General features: G+C 50.4%; 16 protein-coding genes. 15 read left to right on the forward strand and 1 reads right to left on the reverse strand.

Annotated elements, in window-relative coordinates:
* Positions 1-90: 90 nt before the first annotated feature.
* The 15 genes from Q3886_RS02255 to Q3886_RS02325 all read left to right on the forward strand — a co-directional run bounded on the left by Q3886_RS02255 (position 91) and on the right by Q3886_RS02325 (position 18,386).
* Entirely contained in the window at positions 91-1,572 is a 1,482-nt protein-coding gene (locus tag Q3886_RS02255; RefSeq protein WP_301859537.1) for an amino acid permease, read from the forward strand.
* Positions 1,573-1,720: 148 nt separating this feature from the next.
* Positions 1,721-2,599, forward strand: coding sequence for a DMT family transporter (locus tag Q3886_RS02260; RefSeq protein WP_301859538.1), 879 nt, complete (start codon positions 1,721-1,723; stop codon positions 2,597-2,599).
* 26 nt (positions 2,600-2,625) lie between these two features.
* Positions 2,626-3,312 (forward strand): 7-cyano-7-deazaguanine synthase QueC, encoded by a 687-nt coding sequence (queC, locus tag Q3886_RS02265; protein WP_301859539.1) that lies wholly within the window; start codon positions 2,626-2,628, stop codon positions 3,310-3,312.
* Positions 3,313-3,327: 15 nt separating this feature from the next.
* Positions 3,328-5,319 (forward strand): M13 family metallopeptidase, encoded by a 1,992-nt coding sequence (locus tag Q3886_RS02270; RefSeq protein ID WP_301859540.1) that lies wholly within the window; start codon positions 3,328-3,330, stop codon positions 5,317-5,319.
* Positions 5,320-5,536: 217 nt separating this feature from the next.
* Positions 5,537-7,285: a pyruvate kinase gene (gene pyk, locus Q3886_RS02275; RefSeq protein WP_301859541.1), complete on the forward strand. Its 1,749-nt coding sequence runs from the start codon at positions 5,537-5,539 to the stop codon at positions 7,283-7,285.
* Positions 7,286-7,438: 153 nt separating this feature from the next.
* Positions 7,439-8,404, forward strand: a complete 966-nt coding sequence (gene glpX, locus Q3886_RS02280) for a class II fructose-bisphosphatase (protein ID WP_301859542.1) — start codon at positions 7,439-7,441, stop codon at positions 8,402-8,404.
* 206 nt (positions 8,405-8,610) lie between these two features.
* Positions 8,611-9,885: a UDP-N-acetylglucosamine 1-carboxyvinyltransferase gene (gene murA, locus Q3886_RS02285; protein WP_301859543.1), complete on the forward strand. Its 1,275-nt coding sequence runs from the start codon at positions 8,611-8,613 to the stop codon at positions 9,883-9,885.
* Positions 9,866-10,939, forward strand: coding sequence for a rod shape-determining protein (locus Q3886_RS02290; RefSeq protein ID WP_301859544.1), 1,074 nt, complete (start codon positions 9,866-9,868; stop codon positions 10,937-10,939). The genes murA and Q3886_RS02290 overlap by 20 nt, the downstream gene beginning before the upstream one ends.
* 13 nt (positions 10,940-10,952) lie before the next feature.
* Complete coding sequence (locus tag Q3886_RS02295) at positions 10,953-11,243, forward strand: hypothetical protein (RefSeq protein ID WP_301859545.1); 291 nt, start codon at positions 10,953-10,955, stop codon at positions 11,241-11,243.
* Between the two features lie 11 nt (positions 11,244-11,254).
* A complete protein-coding gene (locus Q3886_RS02300; protein WP_301859546.1) occupies positions 11,255-13,222 on the forward strand; it encodes a SpoIVB peptidase S55 domain-containing protein in 1,968 nt (655 codons plus the stop codon).
* Positions 13,223-13,440: 218 nt separating this feature from the next.
* On the forward strand, positions 13,441-14,748 hold the full coding sequence (locus Q3886_RS02305; RefSeq protein ID WP_301859552.1) for an ABC transporter substrate-binding protein: 1,308 nt from the start codon (positions 13,441-13,443) through the stop codon (positions 14,746-14,748).
* A gap of 85 nt (positions 14,749-14,833) precedes the next feature.
* Positions 14,834-15,712 carry a carbohydrate ABC transporter permease gene (locus Q3886_RS02310; RefSeq protein ID WP_301859547.1) on the forward strand — a complete coding sequence of 293 codons (879 nt, stop codon included), beginning with the start codon at positions 14,834-14,836 and terminating at the stop codon, positions 15,710-15,712.
* Positions 15,702-16,529, forward strand: a complete 828-nt coding sequence (locus Q3886_RS02315) for a carbohydrate ABC transporter permease (RefSeq protein ID WP_301859548.1) — start codon at positions 15,702-15,704, stop codon at positions 16,527-16,529. Before Q3886_RS02310 ends, Q3886_RS02315 begins: the two co-directional genes overlap by 11 nt.
* Positions 16,529-17,635: an ABC transporter ATP-binding protein gene (locus tag Q3886_RS02320; protein WP_301859549.1), complete on the forward strand. Its 1,107-nt coding sequence runs from the start codon at positions 16,529-16,531 to the stop codon at positions 17,633-17,635. Before Q3886_RS02315 ends, Q3886_RS02320 begins: the two co-directional genes overlap by 1 nt.
* Positions 17,622-18,386, forward strand: coding sequence for a sugar phosphate isomerase/epimerase (locus Q3886_RS02325; protein WP_301859550.1), 765 nt, complete (start codon positions 17,622-17,624; stop codon positions 18,384-18,386). The genes Q3886_RS02320 and Q3886_RS02325 overlap by 14 nt, the downstream gene beginning before the upstream one ends.
* A 78-nt stretch (positions 18,387-18,464) precedes the next feature.
* Here the strand turns inward: Q3886_RS02325 and Q3886_RS02330 are convergent, their stop codons facing one another.
* On the reverse strand, positions 18,465-19,229 hold the full coding sequence (locus tag Q3886_RS02330; RefSeq protein WP_301859551.1) for an HAD hydrolase family protein: 765 nt from the start codon (positions 19,227-19,229) through the stop codon (positions 18,465-18,467).
* Positions 19,230-19,378 lie beyond the last annotated feature (149 nt).

The raw sequence follows: 19,378 nt of genomic DNA on the forward strand, positions 1-19,378 counted from the left end.
TTAAAAATGGAGAGTATAATAAAGAACAGTTGGTAAAAACCTAAGAAATTTAGGCAAATCAATGAATATCCAATTGAGGAGAGAGGTTCTATGACGAAACACATTTTTAGAACCAAAAGTATCCGCGAGTTCGTCTCTGAGACTACGCAGGGCGGCGGCATGAACAAGGTACTGGGTACGTTTGGTTTGACCATGCTGGGGATCGGCGCCATTGTCGGCACCGGCATTTTTGTATTGACAGGTGTAGCAGCGGCGAATTATTCAGGTCCGGCTCTTATGATTTCTTTCATCATCGCTGCTCTTGCCTGCGGATGTGCGGCTCTGTGCTATGCTGAATTTGCGGCTATGGTTCCCGTAGCAGGCAGTGCCTATACGTACGGGTATGTTGCGCTTGGTGAGTTCTGGGCGTGGATCATCGGCTGGGATCTGGTATTGGAATATGCCTTTGCCGTTTCTGCCGTAGCTATTGGCTGGTCCGGATATTTTACCAATATCCTTATGAATCTGGGCATTACCCTGCCCAAGGCACTGACCATGGCTCCTTATGACGGCGGCCTGGTCAATTTGCCGGCTATTGCTATTCTCTGCCTGATTGCTTTCATTAATATTCGCGGTGTACAGCAGAGCGCTGCAGTCAACAATATTATTGTTGCTGTCAAACTGGCTGTAGTTGCCCTGTTTTTAGCCCTGGGATTCAGTCATGTCGATACGGCTAACTGGGTTCCCTTTATGCCTTTTGGCTGGTCTGGCGTCTTTGCCGGTGCGTCCATTATTTTCTTTGCCTATATTGGCTTTGATGCCGTATCTACGGCAGCGGAAGAAGTTAAGAACCCGCAGCGCGACCTTCCGCGCGGTATTATTTTGTCGCTTATTATCTGTACCGTATTATATATTGCCGTATCCGGCGTTCTTACGGGCATGGTTCCTTATTTGGAATTTAAGACGACGGCAGCGCCTGTTGCCTTTGCTCTGCAGTCTGTAGGATATCACTGGGGAGCGGCTGCTATTTCTGTCGGCGCTATTTGCGGTCTTACGTCGGTGCTGCTGGTCATGAGCTTTGGCCAGAGCCGGGTATTGTTCGTCATGTCCCGCGATGGGCTGCTGCCAAAATTTTTCGGCCATATTCATCCCCGATACAAGACGCCGGCCCGCAGTTCTCTTCTCGTTTGTGCAGTTACAGCTATTACGGCCGGCTTTCTGCCCATCAATATTGTCGCTGAAATGACGAATATTGGCACACTGTGCGCTTTCATTATCGTATCGGCAGCCGTTATTGTACTGCGCCGGAAAAATCCGGATCAGCCCAGAGCATTTAAGTGCCCCCTGGTTCCCGTTATTCCCGTACTGGCCATTATCTTTTGTGCCGTATTGATTTATATGCTGCCTTTGGTTACGCAAATTCGTTTTATCGTATGGCTGGCATTGGGCCTGGCTATTTATTTTGGCTATGGCTATAACCACAGCATCATTTCCCAGGCCCGCCGCGGTGTCATAGGGATGGCAGAAGATAGCCCGGCTTGTGGTACTGATGCAGAGCCGGTACGCAAAGAGGTTCATACGAATGCCCATTAACTGCCAGGCCGTTCTTATGTAGCTGCTGGCTGTATCCTTAACATGCAGTTTCTTTCCCAAGAGACTGCATGTTTTTTTGTAGGGTATATCGACAGGGAAAAGAAGTTCGTCGTATAATAAATAGAAAACACGAAGGGAGATGCAGTCTGTGATCAAAGCCCTCCTGCTGCTCTATGCCATTTGGGGATTTAACTGGGTTGTTATGAAACAAGCCAATGCATTCTTTCCGCCTATTACGTTTTCCTGTTATCGGTTTTTGCTGGCCTCTGTTGTCCTGCTGGCGGTCAATGTATTTCTCCGCCTTCCTGTGCCGCCGCGCCGGTACTGGCCGTGGATTGTGGCTACAGGCATACTGCAGATTGCCGTGAACAATGGCGGAATCCAGATGGGAACCGTCTCGCTGGGAGCCGGCATGGTGGCGGTCATCAATTACAGCATGCCCGTATGGATGGCCATATTGGCTTACTTTATTCTTCATGAAGAACTGACGAAGCGAAAACTGGCTGGTATTGCCGTTTGCATGCTCGGACTGGCTGTGCTGATGAATGTCGATACTGTCGGCAGTGTTTCCGGTCTGGTCATTACCGTCATTGCCGCCGTTGCCTGGGCCGTTGCCGGCATTATCGTAAAAAAACAGAATCAGCTGTACCATGGCCGCGACTGCACGATGATTCAGTATACGACGTGGCAAATCGTCGTCGGCGCAGGTGTGCTGTTTGTATATTCTCTGTGGTTTGAACCGGGAACGGTCGTGTGGACGCCTATGGCTGTGGCCTGTCTGGGGTATAACGGCTTTCTCGCTTCGGCTGTCGCCTTTTTCCTCTGGAACCATGTGCTGACCCATATGGAAGCGGCAAAAGCCGGTGTGGCCATTTTGGGAGTGCCCGTTGTCGGCGTTATCTGCGGCGTACTGGTGCTGGGGGAACAGCTGCACTGGAATTCGGCAGTAGGAATGGCGCTGATTTTAGGCGGTATTGTATGTATTGTCGCACCGAAGCGTATGAAAGGACGACTACCGGTTAAATAAGGAGATACAGAAAGGAAGCAGAGCATATGAAATGCGTAGTATTATTAAGTGGTGGTATTGATTCGACGACCTGTCTGGCCATGGCTGTAGAAAAATACGGCTCTTCAAACGTCATGGCTCTGACGGCATATTACGGACAAAAGCATGCCAGAGAGCTGGAGGCAGCCCGACAGGTAGCTGCGTATTACGGCGTTTCTCATGAACAGATTGATGTGTCCAAAGCGTTTTCCCTGAGCAACTGCTCCCTCTTATCCGGCAGTACCAGGCAGATAAAACACGAGTCCTATGCGCAGCAGCTGCGTGAAATTGGCGGAGAAGGGACGCTGGAGACGTATGTTCCGTTCCGTAATGGCTTATTTTTGTCTTATGCTGCGGCCGTGGCGATCAGCGTAGGCGCCGAAGTGATTTATTACGGCGCTCATGCCGATGATGCGGCAGGAAGAGCCTATCCGGACTGTACGCCTGCATTTGAACAGGCCATGAATCAGGCGATTTACGAAGGGTCCGGGAGGATATGCCATCTGGAAGCGCCGCTGCTGCAGTGGAACAAGGCCGGCGTCGTAAAGGAAGGACTCCGCCTTCGCGCACCTTATGAACTGACCTGGAGCTGTTATGAAGGGGGAGATGTGCCGTGCGGTACCTGCGGCACCTGTATAGACCGGGCCCGGGCCTTTGCTGCTAATGGTGTAGAAGATCCGGCACTGCACCGATAACTGGGAGGAATGAAGATGGAGGCAAGTACGATGAAAAAGACGGTGCGTCTGGCACTGCTGACAGCTGCTGTCGTTTTTGCATTCTGCAGCGTCCAGGGCGCGGAAGTGACGGAAAAGGATGATTTTTATCAGGCTGTCAATGGGCAGACGCTGGCAGAAAAACAGATCAAGCCTACAGAACCGTCATGGTCTTGGTTTTCTGAACAGTCTCAGAAAAATATTAAAACCTTGGAGGCGGACATGAAGGAAATTGTCGCCAAAGAGGGGACGTACGCACCGGGAACGGCAGAGCAGAAAATTGCCGACCTGTATCGCTGTGCCAGTGATATGGACCGGCGCAATGCAACGGCGCGTCACCATATTCAGGCCGTGCTGAAGCCGGTAGAACAGGCAGCGACGACGGCAGAACTTACGCAGGCCCTGTGCCGCATTCACGACGAGTATGGAGCCGATGTCTTTGTGACCTATACAGCAGATCGACGGCCAGACAGCTCGGTCTACGCAGCCCGTATTGTTCCGGTAGAGACGATGCTCAGCAGGGCAGAACTGGAGAATGAGCCGCAGCCAGGGGCGTGGCAGCGATATAAGCAGTATATTGCCGACGTTTTAAAAGAAGCAGGCCAGCCGGAAGAAAAGGCACAGCAGCAGGCTGCTGCCATTTTTGCCATGGAGCAGCAATGGGCTCCGGCTATGCTGACCAGCGAAGAACGCAATGATGTTACAGTATACAATCGCATGAGCCGGCGGGAACAGGCAGAACGGGTCATGGCCAATATGAATGGGCCCCTGCTTTTTTCCGCCTGGGGCCTGGACAGAGAAGAAGAAGTCTTTTTATCCAACGAAGCCTATCTGCGCCGCATGGATGAATCGTATACGCCGGAACACATAGAACTTCTTAAAAGTTATGCCACCTTTCGCATTATGAATTCCTATGCTCCCTATGCAGATGCAGTACTGCGGGATTTGCAGCGCCAGTATATACAGCAGCGCTTTGGCATTCGCCAGAGCCGCAGCGATGAAGAAACGGCAAGCCGCCTTACGCAGTCGCTGCTGCCATACGAGTTCGGACAGATTTATGCAGGAAAACACCTTTCTCCTGAAACCGTACAGGATGTGCGGGCCATGATTGATGAAATCCGCGGCGTATATAAAAAGCGGCTCCTTGCCAATACGTGGCTCAGCAGAGAGACCAGAAAAAAGGCGGTGGAAAAGATAGATTCCCTGCGGGTCTTTGTCGGCGGACCGGCAGCGGACGACAGGCCGCTCATTGAAACGATGCCCGTAGTTACGGCCGAAAAAGACGGCGGCGATTTGCTGAGCAATGTCATACAGAGTTCTGTTGCTGTGCAGCAGCAGGTCCATGCCCTCTTGGGGACACACTTTAATCCGGATAAATGGTATGCTTTCCAGCCGCAGGACGTCAATGCGGCGTATATACCGGAAAACAACAGCATTACCATTCCGGCAGGTATTCTGAATTCCCCCTTTTATCAGCAAGGTGCACCGGCAGGTACGAATTTAGGCGGTATTGGCGTCGTTATTGGCCATGAAATATCTCATGCTTTTGATCCTAACGGCAGTCAGTACGATAAAAACGGCATGATGAAGAACTGGTGGAAACGGTCTGATTATGAGGCCTTTCAGAAAAAGGCCGCTGCTTTTGGCACCTATTACGACCAGTATGCTGTAGGACCGGGATTGTATGAAAACGGACGGCTCGTCACGAATGAAGCTATTGCCGACTGCGGCGGCCTGTCTGTCGTTACGGAAATTGCCGGTGCCGATACAGAGGCGCTGCGCAGGCTGTATCGTAATTTTGCCGTCATTTTTGCCGAAAAAATGACGCCTCAGCTGCTGCTGCAGATCGTGCAGAACGATCCCCATCCCGTCAGTCCGGCCCGGGTCAATGCAGCTCTTTCGTCGACAGACGGATTTTATGCTGCCTATGACATTCAGCCGGGAGACGGCATGTATACAGAAGAAAAAGGCCGCGTAAAGCTTTGGTAAGATCTGCTCTTTTTGAATCCTGCTGCAGCGGCAGACCTTGCATTATTTAATTGAATACGGTACAATCACAACAGGACAGTGCTCGGAATATATTCCGAGCACTGTACCTATTTACCCTGCCGGGACATAAAACGTACCAGCAGGGAACATAATTGCAGTAAATGAAATGGCGCGACACACAGAATATATTCCCCCGTTATGTAAAAGGAGAGGTATCATGCTGAAAAAGACAAAAATCGTTTGCACTCTGGGACCGAGTTCAAACACGCAGGAAACGATTGAAAAGATGATTCAAGCTGGCATGAATGTGGCCCGTTTTAACTTCTCTCATGGCTCTCATGAGGAACATAAAAAACGGATTGAAATGGTACGGGCTGCTTCTAAAAAATTAGGTGTGCCTGTGGCGTTGCTTTTGGATACAAAAGGCCCGGAAATTCGCCTGGGTACCTTTAAAGAAGGCTCGGTTCAGCTGGAAGCGGGTCATGAATTTATTTTGACGGCCCGACAGGTAGAAGGGGATGCGACGATTGCCTCGATGAACTATAAAGAACTGCCGCAGGATGTAACGGCAGGAGATCATATCCTCCTTTCTGATGGACTGGTAAACCTGGAAGTCCTCAAGGTAGAAGGGGAAGATATTTATACTAAAATTCTGAACAGCGGGAAAATGAGCGACCGCAAGCGCGTAGCTGTTCCGGGAATAGCCATCAATTTACCGGCTGTTTCAGCAACCGATGCGGCGGACATTGAATTTGGCATCCGCATGAATATGGACTGGATTGCCGCTTCCTTCATTCAGCGCGGCAAAGATGTCGTGACTATCCGGAAGATTTTGGAAAAGCACAATAACCACATGAAGATTATTTCTAAAATTGAATGTCAGGCAGCTGTCGATCGGATTGATGAAATCATTAAAATGAGTGATGGCATTATGGTAGCCCGCGGTGATTTGGGCGTAGAAGTTCCGGCCGAAGAAGTGCCGATGCTGCAGAAAATGCTGATTCATAAATGCCAGGCTGCGGGCAAGCCGGTTATTACGGCAACGCAGATGCTGGAATCGATGTGCACCAATCCCCGTCCTACCCGTGCGGAAACGAGCGACGTTGCCAATGCAATTCTCGACGGAACCGATGCGATTATGCTCAGCGGTGAAACGGCTGGCGGCCTGTATCCTGTAGAAGCAGTGGCTACGATGGCCCGCGTTGCGACCTTTACGGAAAGCAAGGTCACGCCAGGTAATCATCAGGATACAGAAGCGGAATCAGAAACGACGACTGAATCGATTGGCAAGGCTGTCGTTAAAATTGCCAAAGATCTGCATGCTGCTGCCATTATTGCCTCTACGGAACGAGGCGGGACGGCGCAGATGATTTCCAAGTTTCGCCCGGCCTGTCCGGTCATTGCCGTATCGCCGCACGAAAATATTATTCGCCGCCTGCAGCTCAACTGGGGCGTTCAGGCCATTATCGGCAAAGAAGCCAGCGATTCTGATGAAGTAGTGGATAATGCAATTTTTGCAGCTCTCGACAACGATCTCATCAATGCCGGCGATCTGGTCGTCCTTACAGCCGGTGTCCCTGTGGCCAAGGCTGGTTCTACGAACATGATACGTGTTCAGGTCGTTGGTGACGTCCTTCTGCGGGGCACCGGCATTGGCCGCAATTCGGCTATTGGTCCCGTATGCGTTGCCGATTCTCAGGCCGCTCTGGAAAAGCACTTCACCCCTGGCTGCATCCTTGTCGTTCGTTCGGCTCAGCCCGAATGGGTGGACTATATGAAACAGTCCAGTGCCATTGTAACGGAAGAAGCCGGACTTACCAGCGAATCGGCTATTATTGCCATTACCCTCGGCATTCCTACTGTCGTCGGCGCTGCCCATGCGGCGGACACCCTGGAAAATGGTGAAGTCGTCACGGTAGATGCCAGCCGCGGTACTATTTTCCGCGGTGCTGCCAATGCCCGATAACATGCCTTCTTATGCCCTGCAGTACAGACTGTGTCTGTACTGCAGGGTTTTTGCGTTTCTGTCTCCATGGCAGCAGGATATTACGGCCTGACCGGAGAAATATGTATATATAAGATAGTGTTTCCTAGGTATTTCATTACAGGAGGCGAAGCTATGGATCGCGTATTGACACTGGAATTTGCCCGCGTTACAGAAGCGGCAGCCGTCAAAGCCGGGCGGCTCATGGGGAAGGGCAATAAAAACGGCGCCGATCAGCTGGCCGTAGACGGCATGCATGCTATTTTGTCCGGTGTGCCTATTGACGGCGTTGTCGTCATCGGCGAGGGAGAAATGGATCAGGCACCGATGCTGTATATTGGCGAAACTGTCGGCGCCGGCGGAACGCCCGTCGATATTGCTGTAGACCCACTGGAAGGAACGAACCTGACGGCTAAAGGGCAGGATGGTTCCATTGCCGTCATTGCCATTGCCGGCAGAGGCAATTTGCTCCATGCGCCGGATATGTACATGGAAAAGCTCTGCGTAGGTCCGCGGGCCAAAGGTCGCATCGACCTGAATCTGTCTGTTCAGGAAAACCTGCGTCATATTGCGGAAGGGCTGGAACGAAGCATTGATGACCTGACTGTGGTCATTCTCGATCGGGAGCGGCATCAGGAAATTATCAATGACTGCCGGGATGCAGGAGCGCGGATTAAACTGATTACAGACGGCGATGTTTCACCGGCTGTCGATATTGGCATCGAAGGATCAGGCGTCCATGTTCTCATGGGAATCGGCGGGGCACCGGAAGGCGTTCTGGCCGCAGCGGCGCTGAAATGCCTGGGCGGCGACATGCAGGCCCGTCTTATTCCCTATACCGACGAAGAACGGCGGCGGTGCCGGGACATGGGGATCGATGATATCAATAAGGTGCTGACCCTGGATGATCTGGTCAAGGGCGATGACTGCATCTTTTCGGCTACAGCCATTACCAATACGCCTCTGCTGCGGGGCGTTCAGTACTTCGGCGGCGGTGCGCGCACTATGTCCGTCGTCATGCGGTACCGAAGCGGCACTGTCCGGTTTATCGACACATTTCATCGTTTTGACAAGAGTGCTAAATGGAGTATTCATGCATAGAAACTGTGTGGCTGTGCATGGATAGGGAAGAGGCCTTTCCGAAATGGAAGGCCTTTCTTTTTATTTACTGTATGCCCTTTTAGTTTTGACCCATTTATGGTACAATGACTTGATAGAAAAATATACTACATATCAGATGAATGCGTTCGCGTATAGATTCTGTTGCAATATACTCGACTACTGACAAGGTTTAGGAGGCGCCAGAATTGGAGAAGTTAGTTATTCATGGTGGAAAGCCCTTAATGGGGACTGTTCGCGTCAGCGGGGCTAAAAATGCCGTGCTGCCTATTATCGTCGCATCTATGCTGGGTACGACAAAAAGTACATTGACGGAAATTCCGAAATTGGACGATGTTCATACGGTATGTGATGTTATTGCCTCGCTGGGCGTACATATAGAAAATCCCAAGAAAGGCGTCCTTGAAATCGATGCCCGGGAATTGAGTTCGACGTCGGCTCCGTACGATCTGGTCCGCCGTATGCGGGCATCCTTCCTGGTAATGGGACCGCTGCTGGCCAGAAAACGGCATGCCCAGATTTCTCTTCCCGGCGGCTGTTCCATTGGAGCCCGGCCTATCGATCTGCATCTCAAGGCCTTTGAAGCCATGGGAGCAGTTATTAGCCTGGAAAATGGCAACATTGAAGCTTCTGTTCCTGATGGATTAAAAGGCGCTCAGATTTATCTGGATTTTCCCAGCGTCGGCGCAACGGAAAATATCCTCATGGCAGCAGCCCTGGCTGACGGCAAGACAATTCTGGAAAATGCAGCAGAAGAACCGGAAATCGTCGATCTGGCGACGTATCTCAACAGTATGGGCGCAAATATCCGCGGCGCCGGCACGAACGTCATCCGCATTGAAGGGGTGAAGGAACTCCATGGGGCAGCCCATTCGGTGATTCCTGACCGCATTGAAGCAGGAACCTTTATGATTGGCGCTGCCATGACCGGCGGCAATGTATATGTAGAAAATGCCCTGTCCGAGCATTTAAAGCCCCTTGTGTCCAAGCTGAAAGAAGCCGGCGCAGAAGTTCATGAAGATCTGGATGGCATCCGGGTCATTGGGCATGGTACGCTGCGGCCGGCTGATATCAAGACCTTGCCGTATCCCGGCTTTCCTACGGACATGCAGGCTCAGTTTATGGCACTGGCTACGATCTGCAACGGTACGAGTGTGATTACGGAAACGGTTTTTGAAAACCGATTTATGCATGTCGATGAATTTAAACGCATGGGAGCGAAGATCCGCATTGAAGGACGCAGTGCCATTGTCGAAGGCGTAGCCAAGCTGAAAGGTGCTGATGTCAACGCAACGGATCTGCGGGCCGGCGCTGCTCTGGTCATGGCCGGTCTTGTTGCAGAAGGTGAAACAAGAGTAGGCCATTTGCATCACATTGATCGCGGGTACGACCATTTCGTGTTGAAACTGCAAAGGTTAGGTGCTGACATTGTTCGGGTCAATTTTGAAGAAGAAGAAAAATAGAAAAAAAGCCCATACGCCAAAGAAATCGCATTCCTTTTTTCTGGCAAACTGGCTGGGAAGCGACATTGCCATTGATCTGGGGACGGCTAATATTATCGTCTATGTCCGCAAACGGGGCGTTGTCATCAATGAACCGGCCGTTATTGCCGTGGACAAGGATACCCATAAAGTCGTGGCCATTGGCAGCGAAGCCCATGCCATGCTGGGCAGGACGCCGCGCCATATTCAGGCGTACCATCCTCTGCAGAACGGCGTTATTGCCGATTATGATGCGACGGAGTATATGCTGCGCTATTTTATACACAAAGCGATTGGCAAGGCCCTGCTTTTTAAACCGCGCGTCATTATCTGCGTGCCTTCCAGTATTACCAATGTAGAACGGCGGGCCGTCATGGAAGCAGCCATGCAGGCCGGTGCCCGCAAGACTGTCGTCATGGAAGAACCGCTGGCTGCAGCTATTGGCGCCGGCCTGGATGTAGCCAGCTCCAATGGGTCCATGGTTGTCGATATTGGCGGCGGAACGACGGATGTTGCCATTCTCAGCCTGAGCGGCATCGTTATCAGCGAATCGCTCCGTATTGGCGGCAATACCTTTGATGAAGATATTATTCAGTATCTGGAAAAGATCAAACATATTACTATTGGGCAGCATACGGCGGAAGAATTGAAAATCCTCATCGGCACAGCCTGCAAAGACGGCCGCAGCCTGACTGCTGATGTGCGGGGGCGGAGTACGGAAACAGGTCTTCCCGTCATGATGGATATTGATTCCCAGGAAATCCGCCAGGCCCTGGATGAGTCTATTCAGCGAATTTTGCGGGCTATCGTATCCATTCTGGAAAAGACACCTCCCGAATTGGCTGCTGATATTGCCGATCACGGCATCGTCCTGACTGGCGGCGGACTGCTCCTCGATGGATTTGACCGGCTTATTTCGCAGACAACGGGAATGGCTGCCTACCTCTGTGATGAACCGCTGCTCTGTGTGGCAAACGGTGCCGGCAAGGCGCTGCGGGAAATGGATCGGCTGAAAGATAGCTTTGATGATGCATAAAGGAGGAATTGCCATGAAACTGGGACGCATGCTGGCAGTGCTGGCGGCGCTGCTGACTGTTTTCAGCCTGCCTGTCTGGGCAGCTGATGTTTCCTATCCTTCTGTATTAAGCGGCCGTGTCGTCTCTGTCGTGCCGGCCGGAACGGCTGTACAGGACGGCGATGTACTCGTTACGGTACGTTCTCTGGCCGGCCCCATGCCGGCTGTACGGGCCAGGACAAGGGGCGTTGTTAAGACTGTTCTGGTACACCCTGGATCTGATGTAAAACAGGGGACAGTCGTTGTTGTTGTAGAAGAAGCGTAAAAGGAATTATTATGAGTATACTATCTGCTTTGCGGCGAAAAGCCCTTTCCGTCTGTCTGGCGGCCCTGTGCTGCTGCACTGTAACCATTCCTGCGCTGGCGCAGGAATTTATGAATGTCAGTGACCTTCGCGAAGGAATGACAGGGTATGCGAAAACCGTCGTTCAGGGCAATACAATTGAGACCTTTCCCGTTGAAATTCTGGGGGTTATGAAAAACAGCGGCCCTGCCGGCGATTTAATACTGGCAAAATTTTCCGGTCCCCTTATCGAACAGACCGGAGGCATTGCCCAGGGGATGAGCGGCAGTCCTGTATATATTGATGACAAGCTCGTCGGCGCCATTGCCTATGGCTGGTCCTTTACGAATTCCCGTGTCGGCATGATTACGCCCATTGGCGACATGCTCAAGTTGTGGAATGTGCCTGTGAAGGAAGAAATCCGCCCTTTTAATGCCCGCGAGTCTTCGCTTATTCCCATTGCGACGCCGATTATGGTCAGCGGCTTTGAGCCTGTGTCCATGGACTGGATGAAGAACAAACTGGCAGGATATCAGTTTATGCCTGTCGATACGGCTACGGCAGCGGCTGATGAAACGGCCCGTCCCCTGGAAGCAGGCGGCTCTGTTGCAGCAGCTCTTGTCGACGGCAATGATATGAAAATGGGGGCCATTGGGACTGTTACGTATGTAGACAACGACAATATCGTTGCCTTTGGTCATCCTTTCCTGAAAAAAGGCAGCATCAATTATTTTATGCATAATGCCTATATCTTTACCATTGTCAACAATATGTCCAGCTCCTTTAAGCTGGGATCTATTGGAGCTGAAGTGGGACGGATCAATCAGGATCGCGGTGCCGGTATTGCCGGGCGGTATAATGATTTAGTGCCCGGAATCCCTGTCATTATTAAAGCCCACGATCTGGATACGGGAACCAGCTCGCTGAAGCGGGTTAAAATTATTGAAGATAATGAGCTGACGCCTGTATTGGCGGCAACGTCTGTATACAATACGGTCAATAAGACGATCGACCGCAGCGGCGGCGGCACGGCGTCCCTGACCTATACGATCCGTTCGTCAAATGGGCGGGACAAAGATGTTACGCGGCATAATATGTACTATTCAGAAGACAATATTAACGAAAAGAGCATTGATGAATTGTACAATGTGCTGGATATATTGAAGCATAATGAGTTTATTGATTATCCTATTCTGGATATTACCATGTCTGTCGATATTACGCAGGCTAAAAAGTCAGCCCGCATTGTCGATGCCACAGCGGCTCCGGTCGTCGTCAGTCCTGGCGATATGGTCTATTTCAAAGTAACCCTTCATCCTTATCGGGGAGTCGATGAAGTAAAGACCATGAGCTTTACAGTGCCCAAAGATCAGCCCCTTGGCGACATGGTACTGGAAATCCGCGGCGGCGGCGTCATTCCCCTTCCGTATTTGATTGAAAAGCAGCGGTATAATTTGACCGATGAAATTCTGGAACGGCTTCGTCACTACAAAGATTATGCAGACTTGAAGAAGACCATTGAAAAAGAAGATGCCAATAACGATTTGGTCATTGAAATTCTGCAGCAAAATGTCAGCATGATTAATGGCGGCGAAGAAAAAGTGCCGAAAGAAAAAATCCGCGGCAAAGAACCGGAAGCAGATGATAAAAATATGGTCCGGCCAGATAAACATGGCCTGAACGATGATGGTGCCGACGAAGACGCAAAAGCTTCGCTGGCTACACCGTATATCGTTCAGGGCGATGGTCAGATTACGATCAAAGTGGTCTCTCCGAAAGACCGGGATGCCTATTTGGCTAAAAATCATCAGATCAATGAAGCAAAGGCAGTCATCAGTGAAGAAGCTGGTGAGTCTTCCGTTACCAGTGATGCTGATCGAGACTCGTCAGACCGGACAGGTGCGGCAGAACATGAACAGGATACGGCTGTTCGAGCTGTTGATATGACACAATATATGTAACCGTGCGCAGCTGCGCACAGAGAGAATGCAGTCAGTCTGTTGAAGATTGACTGTATTTTTTATGTATTTATGCCTGAATTGCATTAATTATCTGCAAGGATGATTTTACAGAAACTACACAGAAAGATAGTTGTTCTTTTACAAAGCTTCGCTATTATTGAAAATAAGTTATACAAGTATTTAACGTATATGTTTCAGTTGTAGGAGGAAATGTAGTGATGAATTGGAAAAAGGCAATACTCTGTGCAACTGTCGGCGTCATGACTGCTGTTACTATGGCAGGATGCGGCAGTTCCGGCACGACTGGTTCTGCAGACAAGGACAAGGTTGTGGAAATTGAATACTGGCATGTTGCTTCAGACAGTTTTGGTGGGCAGACTGTCCGCGAACTGGTAGAGGACTTCAATAAAAATCATCCCAATATTAAAGTCAAGGAAAAATTTAACCCTGACATGTATAAAGGGCTGACGCAGAACCTGCAGGCTGCCGTTGCATCGGGGCAGACGCCGGATGTCGTGCAGATGGGCTGGGATTTCCTGAACTATGCAGATGAAAACTTTGAACATGAAGACATTAATAAGATTTTTGCCGATGCCGGCGATCCTGATTTCGTAAAGAATACGTTTGAACCGAATATTGCCAAATTGGCACAGAAAGCAGATGGAACACAGGTAGGCCTGCCGTATTCTCTGTCCGTTCCCGTATTGTACTATAATCCAGATCTGTTTAAAGCAGCCGGATTAGATCCGAACAAGCCGCCTAAGACCTGGCAGGAAGTTCGTCAGTATGCGCAGCAGATTAAAGATAAGACCGGCGCCCCGGCATTCTTCATGCAGGAATATGCCGATACGTGGACCAATCAGGCTCTCGTAGAATCCAATGGCGGCACCATGCTGAAACAGGAAAACGGCAAATGGAAAGCCGGCTTTGATACGCCGGAAGCAGCCGAAGGCTACCAGTTCATTGCCGATATGGTAAAAGACGGCATTGGCCTTCATGCTACGAATGAAGAAGGGTTCCAGGCCTTTACATCAGGCAAGCTGGCCATGGTATGCACGACTATCGGCAAACGGGCCAACTTCGAAAAGAGCTCTCAGTTTAAAGTCATGACGACGTCGTTCCCTGCTTTTGGCAATAAACCGGTCAAGGTTCCGGCTGGCGGCAACTTCCTCATGATTCTCTCCAAAGATCCGGATAAACAGAAAGCAGCCGCTGAATTTGTCAAATATCTGGAATCGGCTGACAGCCTGACGAAGTGGGATACAGGTACAGGCTACCTGCCGCCCCGCAAAGGCATGGACAAAGAAGGACCGTACAAGAAACTGATGGATGAAAATGAAAACGTCCGGAAAGCCATGGAAATGCTTCCCAATGTAACACCGTGGGTCAGCTTCCCCGGCCAGAATGGTCTCCAGGCCGAACAGGTACTCATCGACATGCGTGATGTCGTACTGAACGGCAGTAAATCCGCCGCCGATGCTCTGCATGAAGCAGCTGTGAAGATCGACGGACTTCTGGAAGGATAATCACATCTTTTATACGCAGCAAGACGGACAGGAAAAGCAATGGCGCTCCTTCCTGTCCGTTCTTTTTTAGAAAGGTAGGCATCGCATGAATCCGCTTTCCCGCAAGGGGGCTCTGCTGTTTGTGCCGGCAGCGGGCATTTTCCTCTTATTTTATTACTGGCCTTTGCTGGTCAATATGGTACTGAGTTTCTTTTCCTGGAATATGGTAGGTTCACGGATTAAGTTCGTCGGCCTGAACAACTATCTCGCTGTACTGCAGAGCCGTGAATTTTATCAGGTAGCAGGCAATACGGTCCTGTTTGTCCTGTTCCTGTTAGTATTTAACTTCGTTCTTCCTTATGTATATTCGTATATTATGGCCCATATGCTCCGGCACGGAAAGACCGTATATCGGTCGCTCCTGTTTCTGCCGTCTCTGTTGAGCCTGGCCGTAGCCAGCATTCTGTTCCTGTGGATATATAATCCCCTGGCAGGGCCGATTAATGAAATCCTGTCCCTATTCGGCGTGGCTTCGCCGCGGTGGTTTAAAGAACCTATTGTCGTTATCTTTGCCATTTCTACGATTATTGGCTGGAAAGTATTTGGCTATAACCTCATCCTCATGTTGGCAGCCATGGTATCAGTACCGCGGGAAATGATCGAAGCGGCGCGGCTGGAAAATGCATCAGACTGGGTCATTTTTAAGAAGATTATTTTGCCGCAGACGTCGTCGTCAGCCATTTATGTTTTCGTCATTACTGTCGTGTTTGGCCTGCAGTATGTTATGGTTCCCGTCAACATGCTGACACAGGGCGGCCCGGACCAGGGCAGTGCCAACCTGGTATACGTCATTTATCAGTATGCCTTTGTTTTCTATCAGACCGGCAAGTCGGCAGCTTACGCCGTTGTTACGATGATTCTTTTTGCCCTGTTCCTGTGGTGGCGCAGCCGCGTAGCAGATAAGAAGGTGTACTATGAAAATTAACATGAAAAAAGAAATATCGTGCCAGGTATTACTGGTTATTGCCGTCATCATCTCTTTGTGGCCTGTCGTATTCATGCTGTCGGCATCGTTTAAGGAACTGAATCAGGTCTTTCAGTCGCCTCTCAATCCCCTCCCGTTTCCGGCGACGCTGGACAATTATAAGACCGTTCTCAGCCGTTTTCCTATTATGCAGTTCGTGTGGAACACCTTTTTCATCGCCTTTTTTGTGACCCTGTTTAAATTGCTTACCAGCCTTCTTGCCGGCTTTGCCTTTGTGTATTACCGGTTTAAAGGCCGTGAAATGCTGTTTAACTGCATGCTCATGACCTTCTTCATTCCCATTACGGTGCTGATTATGCCCAATTACCTGTTCATGTCCCATTTGGGACTGCTCAATACGCCGTACGGCGTCATGCTGACCGAGCTGGCCGACGGCATGGGTATTTTTCTCATGCGCCAGGCCATGCGGGGCATACCGAAGGCCCTGCTGGAATCGGCTATCCTGGAAGGCGCCAGTCCCATGTGTATTTTGCGGCGCATCGTATTTCCCCTCGTCCGGCCGTCGGTTATTTCCATTGGCATCATGTTTTTTATTAACTCGTGGAATGAATATTTCTGGCCCCTGCTCATTTTAAAAGATAAATCACAGTATACCCTGTCGTTGGCGATTCAGATGTTTATCAGCGCCGAAGGCGGCAGTGAATGGGGCATTGCCATGGCCGTCGCTGTTTTGACCAGTTTGCCGCCCCTCATTTTGTACATGTTTTGTCAGAAGTTCATCCTCAATACGTTTATGCAGGCAGGAGTGAAAGGATAATGCACAATATTGTCTTTGACCATGTAAGTAAAGCTTATGGTACGAAAGAAGTTATTAAGTCTCTTAATTTTGAAATCAAAGAAGGCGAACGGGTCGTCTTTCTCGGCCCTTCAGGGTGCGGAAAAAGTACGACCTTGCGCATGATTGCCGGCTTTGAAGATATTACGAAAGGCAAGCTCATGATGGGCGGCACGTGCGTCAATGATATGGCTCCCGGTGCACGCAACATTGCCATGGTCTTTCAGAGTTATGCCCTGTTTCCCCATATGAACGTATGGGATAATATCGTCTTTGGCCTGAAGATTCAGAAACTTCCGGAAGATGAAATAAATAAACGGGCGAAAAATGCCCTGGAAATGCTTCATCTCGAAGGATATGAAGAACGGCCGGTCCGTTCCCTGTCAGGCGGACAGAAGCAGCGTGTTGCCCTGTGCCGGGCTATTGTCAAACATTCGCCGTATTTTCTGCTGGACGAACCGCTGTCCAATTTGGATGCTCAGCTTCGTCAGCGGGCCCGGCAGGAACTGGTAAAGATTCACGAAGTAAACCGCTCGACCATGATTTATGTTACGCACGATCAGGTAGAAGCTATGACCGTAGGGCAGCGCATTGCTGTACTGCACAACGGCATGCTCCAGCAGATTGCGGCGCCGCAGGAAATTTATGAAAATCCGGCCAATACCTTTGTCGCTTCTTTTATCGGCTCGCCGGCTATGAATCTGATGACGGGCAATGTGAATTTTGATCGCATGGTTCTGGGTTCCAAGACCGTTCAGCTGCCGAAAGGGCTGGATACCTTCCTTGGAAGCGGTTCCGTCATCGTTGGCGTCCGGCCGGAAAATGTCCGCATTGTTCCTGATGGAGAAGCCATGCTGAAAGGCGAATGTCAGTATACGGAAAACACGGGTAATTTGCAGACAATTCTCCTGCATCTTCCTGATCAGACGAAAGTGTTTGTCCAGGCCAGCGGCGAACCGTACCACATTCATGTCGGCGAAACAGTAGGACTGGCTTTTTCCTGGGAAGATGTACGCTTTTTCAGCGATGAAACAGGCGAAAACTTATATGTCCGTGAAAAGGGGGCAGCGCAGCATGGCAGCCATTGAAATCAGTGATTTAGTATTTCCCGCTTTCAATAAAAGCGAACTGATGCATATTCCGAAAGAATATGGCATTGAATTATTTTATGAATTTGGCGGCAATGCATACTGGGACGGAATTATACAGTGTCTGCAATGTCAGGACCGTTCCCTGTCTCTCCACGGCCCGTGCGTTACCGTTAATCTGGCCGACGCAGAGGACCGGGAATATCTCCGCCGTTACGAAGAAGCCTTTGCATACGGCAAAAAAGTCGGCGCTTCTTTTATCGTCGTCCATACGAATGAACACTGGTCCGGCAATGCAGAGGCGCTGCGGCCCATGGTCATACAGCGGCTCCATGAAATTGAAGGTATTGCTGAAAAAACGGCCGGCCCGGCAATGGTCATCGAAAATGTAGGCCTTAAGGAATATAATTTGTTCAACGAACAGCAGTATATCGATCTGTTTGCCCAGTTTCCTCATGCAGCCTCCCTTATTGACGTAGGCCATGCCCATGTTAATGGCTGGAATATTCCCCGCGTCGTTCAGATGCTGAACAGCCGCATCCATGCATTTCACCTGCACGACAACGACGGTCAGGGCGATCAGCATTTGCCCATTTTTTCCGGAACCATACACTGGCAGGACCTGATGGCCGCTGTCCGCCAGTATTCTCCGCAGGCAACGCTGGTACTGGAATATGCAAACGGCGATTTCGCCAGGGCAGAACAGCTGCTGATTCACGTTCAGCAACTTCGCCGGGCCCTGCAGTTTTAAGTCATATAAACAGCAAATATCCCCTTGGACAGATCTGGCAAGATCGTCTAAGGGGATATTTGTATATGGCCGTATTGTTTATATCCAGCCGAATTTCAGGCACGCATGGAGAATGCCGCCTTTATCGTTGTCATCTGTGACATAGTCAGCCCGGGCTTTCAGTTCCGGCTTGGCATTGCCCATGGCGACGGAAAAGAAGGGCTTGCGGAACATGGACAAGTCGTTGAGGCCGTCGCCAAAGACGACAGCGTCTTCCGGCCTGCCGCCAATGCGTTCGAGCATGCGGAAAATGCCGCGGCTCTTATCGGTCGGCTCGACGAGATAGGTGTGATCCAGATAGGTCAAATGGGGTAACCCGTGATGGTCCGGTTCCGGATCTCCTTCCTGCGGCCGGGCATAGGTGATTTTGTATATGTCGGTCAGGTCGTCGATGGCGACAGGATGGACGACGGTGCGCATGTAGTTGTTGGGATCGGCATGGGGAAAGGTTTCGTACGGCGTATAGCGATTCAGCGTATTGTCGCACACGACGGCCCAGGGAAGATGGCGTTCATCGAGTTCATGGAGCAGGGCTTTGCAGTTATTCAGCGGCAGTCCTTCCATTTCCAGCACCTGACCGTCGATGGACAGGCTGTTGCCGCCGTCTGAGACGACTGCGGGAATACCGTAGTGATCTGCAAAGTGCTGTGCATCGCACTGCAGACGGCCGGAAGCTATGGAGACGAAATGGCCCTTATGCTGAAGCAGGCGCAGACAATACAGCGTATCAGCAGGAATGATGCTGGAAATGTCCAGACCCAGTGTGCGGTCAATGTCAAAGAAAAAGTATTTTTTATCCATCATAATCCTTCTTTCGGTGATATAGTTGTACAGTATTCAGCCATTTCTTTTTATTATATCGCATTTAAGGCCGGTCAAAAAGGGAAAAACAGGCGAGGCTGCAGGATTTTTCGGATTGAGCATTGACAGATGCGGGGTATGTTCTTCATAAT

The organism is uncultured Megasphaera sp. (genome assembly GCF_958350005.1).
In the GTDB taxonomy this organism is placed as follows: Bacteria; Bacillota; Negativicutes; order Veillonellales; family Megasphaeraceae; genus Megasphaera.

Bases quoted from the DNA above. Each gene is read 5' to 3' on its own strand.
- Q3886_RS02300 (WP_301859546.1), top strand. From the start codon at position 11,255: ATGAGTATACTATCTGCTTTGCGGCGAAAAGCCCTTTCCGTCTGTCTG.
- pyk (WP_301859541.1), top strand. From the start codon at position 5,537: ATGCTGAAAAAGACAAAAATCGTTTGCACTCTGGGACCGAGTTCAAAC.
- Q3886_RS02305 (WP_301859552.1), top strand. From the start codon at position 13,441: ATGAATTGGAAAAAGGCAATACTCTGTGCAACTGTCGGCGTCATGACT.
- Q3886_RS02315 (WP_301859548.1), top strand. From the start codon at position 15,702: ATGAAAATTAACATGAAAAAAGAAATATCGTGCCAGGTATTACTGGTT.
- Q3886_RS02320 (WP_301859549.1), top strand. From the start codon at position 16,529: ATGCACAATATTGTCTTTGACCATGTAAGTAAAGCTTATGGTACGAAA.
- Q3886_RS02330 (WP_301859551.1), bottom strand. From the start codon at position 19,229: ATGATGGATAAAAAATACTTTTTCTTTGACATTGACCGCACACTGGGT.
- Q3886_RS02310 (WP_301859547.1), top strand. From the start codon at position 14,834: ATGAATCCGCTTTCCCGCAAGGGGGCTCTGCTGTTTGTGCCGGCAGCG.
- glpX (WP_301859542.1), top strand. From the start codon at position 7,439: ATGGATCGCGTATTGACACTGGAATTTGCCCGCGTTACAGAAGCGGCA.
- Q3886_RS02270 (WP_301859540.1), top strand. From the start codon at position 3,328: ATGGAGGCAAGTACGATGAAAAAGACGGTGCGTCTGGCACTGCTGACA.
- Q3886_RS02325 (WP_301859550.1), top strand. From the start codon at position 17,622: ATGGCAGCCATTGAAATCAGTGATTTAGTATTTCCCGCTTTCAATAAA.
- queC (WP_301859539.1), top strand. From the start codon at position 2,626: ATGAAATGCGTAGTATTATTAAGTGGTGGTATTGATTCGACGACCTGT.
- Q3886_RS02295 (WP_301859545.1), top strand. From the start codon at position 10,953: ATGAAACTGGGACGCATGCTGGCAGTGCTGGCGGCGCTGCTGACTGTT.
- Q3886_RS02255 (WP_301859537.1), top strand. From the start codon at position 91: ATGACGAAACACATTTTTAGAACCAAAAGTATCCGCGAGTTCGTCTCT.